The sequence below is a fragment of the Fictibacillus gelatini DSM 15865 genome, assembly GCF_000430745.1.
Classification (GTDB): domain Bacteria; phylum Bacillota; class Bacilli; order Bacillales; family Fictibacillaceae; genus Fictibacillus_A; species Fictibacillus_A gelatini.
Window position 1 is genome coordinate 1 of record NZ_AUMP01000072.1, and the last position, 2,488, is coordinate 2,488.

Below are 2,488 nucleotides of genomic sequence, written 5' to 3' on the forward strand. Positions count from 1 at the left end.
TATAAAAATATTGTTAGTATGCGTGTCGAAAATTATTTTTTTGACACCCCACCAACGGGTTAAACCGTTGATATATCAACATTTATAGAGGGAGGCGCTATATGAAGCTCTTAGATATGAAAATTTCACGCTTGGAATATCTTGAAGAGGAAGCCTCTTGGCAGTTGGTTGTTGAGTTTAACCTACAATCCATTTCACCAACGCTAGAGTGGGAACTTTCAGTAATGAAATTGAAGAAGTAAAATCGGTTTAACAATGATTTGGACGTTGGGAGTTGAAAGCTTTGAACAGTATTCATACTCATATTTCTGAACTAATTAATGAATTAACTGAGTTATACAGAAAGAATAGTGGAACGAACTGGAGTTCAGTTTATATATTGAATGATGTGTACGATCTTGTTATCACATTGTGGAACACCAATGTTATTGATGATAGTTCCCTTGCAATGAGATATTGAAATATTATTATGAGTTCAAAAAATATTGTCATATAAAGCCAGAAGAACTTTCTCAATATCCACTGAAAGAACAGGAATCGAAAAATTTTAAAAACGATCTTATGCAGGAAATCAGTGAGTTGAAAATTAGAAAAGGGCTTTAAATTATTGCAACTCATAATACCATCTGACCCCTCCAAAACAAAGGGAGGGCGTATTATTTAGGTCATAGAATTTGGATTCTATGACCTTTCGTGCTATAACAGGGTACAGAATGTTCAGTAATCAGAGGCATTCTTTCAACAAAAATAGGTCATAGAATGTTGAACAGAGGTGAGGAGGAATGGATTTTGCCACCTATCTTAAGCAACAAGAGGTGCGAGATAAAACAATAAAATCTTACCTTGCTACAGTTAGAGAATATCTTCAATGGCACGATGGGCTTCCAGAGCAGGAAGAAAGGATTTCGCAATTGCTACTTTTGGAATACAAATCTTATCTAAAGACAGTCAGAAAAAATCATCCCAAGACAATCAACAAAAAGTTAGCAGGGATACGAAAGTGGTTAGAGTATTTACAGGCGACTGGACAATTTAAAGGGATAATTCAAATCAAGGATGAGGCACTATCGGAACTGGAACGGTTAAGAGAGCCGAAATATCTGGATAAAGACGAAGTTAGAGAAATCCGAAAAGCGATTGAAAAAGAACCGAATGGCTTTCTGCGTGACCGTGACCGATGTATGATTTATCTGATGCTGTACTTGGGTTTACGGCAGGAAGAAGTAATTAACCTACAAATTACCGACATCATCCGTACAGCTGGAAAACAGAAGGTAATAATCAGGGAAGGAAAAGGCGGTTTCTATGCTGAGTTGCCGCTGGAGAGTGTGGAGTTGCGAAAAGCACTAGACCAGTGGATGGAACAACGCTCGCAAAGCAGATTTCCTGATAGTCCTTATTTGTTTGTCAGCCGACGGACCCCAAAGGCTGGAAAAAGAGCCGTTGTGAAAATGATTGAGAGAATACGGAAAACATCAGGGATTGAATTCACTTGCCATCAGTTGCGCCACACCTACGGCAAAAGGATCATTGATGAAACAGGAAATATTAAGAAAGCGCAAGAGTTGCTCCGTCATCGTCATACTTCTTCGACGGAAATTTACACACTGCACCGAAGGGAAGAATTAGTCGGGGTTCTTCGTAAGTTGGACGATGTGATTTAGCCTCTTGCAAAGGGGTACTCTTCGAAAGGTGAGTGAAGAGATATGATTCGCAAGGATGAAAATTTGATACGAAAAGAAATAGAAGAATTTGAAAATGGCTTTCCTGACGGAGTATATGCTATACCACGTGACCCAAAGGCTCCAAGAGTAAAAGTACGTGCTTTAAACGACTACTGTAAAGAAAAAGGGATCACACCAGAGGATTTGACTGCTGAAGAAATGGAGCAGTTTCTTGAACGAAAATAGCTGGACGATCTCAAAGAATTTGGCGAAGGAAACCCTTCGCTTTTTTCTTTTTTATCATTTAGCTGTAAAATCAAGCAGAGTTTTTTTACATTTTTGGAAAGGGGAGCATAAGATCATGACAAATGAAGAGGCAATTAGCTATGCAGTTCTTGCCCTAAAAAATATAGGGGTTGAAAAGAGAAGAATTCAACAGGTAGCAAGTGAAATGAGATGGTTATTCGATATGCTAACGGAAGAGGAGGATATTTCATTAGCGGAAAAGTTCCTTTGATAAACAATAACGAAGAATCCCAGCTATTGGTTGGGATTTTTTTGTCCCAAAAAAACAATTATCCCCTTTACTCGTCCGCGATCCTATGTAAATGAGAGAGCAAATAGACCCAATAGTTTTTATATGTTTAATATGATTGATACAAATATCCGAAAAATCAGATATATACCATATGATAGATCTATAATATATATTGTATACGAATAATGGAGGTGTCAACCTCAGTTGAAAATTCCCCAAAAATGCCGTTTTAAAATTCCCCATTATTAACACAAAAAGCTCTATCTTTCTATGGTATCACTTCCTT

4 protein-coding genes are annotated in these 2,488 nt (G+C 37.6%); all 4 read left to right on the forward strand.

Annotation, left to right across the window (positions count from 1 at the left end):
- The first annotated feature begins 101 nt into the window (after positions 1-101).
- Complete coding sequence (locus H538_RS26265; protein ID WP_154658022.1) at positions 102-242, forward strand: hypothetical protein; 141 nt, start codon at positions 102-104, stop codon at positions 240-242.
- A 540-nt stretch (positions 243-782) separates the two neighbouring features.
- Complete coding sequence (locus H538_RS0118035; RefSeq protein ID WP_026678772.1) at positions 783-1,664, forward strand: tyrosine-type recombinase/integrase; 882 nt, start codon at positions 783-785, stop codon at positions 1,662-1,664.
- A 42-nt stretch (positions 1,665-1,706) separates the two neighbouring features.
- Positions 1,707-1,910, forward strand: coding sequence for a hypothetical protein (locus H538_RS0118040; RefSeq protein ID WP_035351506.1), 204 nt, complete (start codon positions 1,707-1,709; stop codon positions 1,908-1,910).
- A gap of 115 nt (positions 1,911-2,025) precedes the next feature.
- Complete coding sequence (locus H538_RS26270) at positions 2,026-2,181, forward strand: hypothetical protein (protein WP_154658023.1); 156 nt, start codon at positions 2,026-2,028, stop codon at positions 2,179-2,181.
- Positions 2,182-2,488 lie beyond the last annotated feature (307 nt).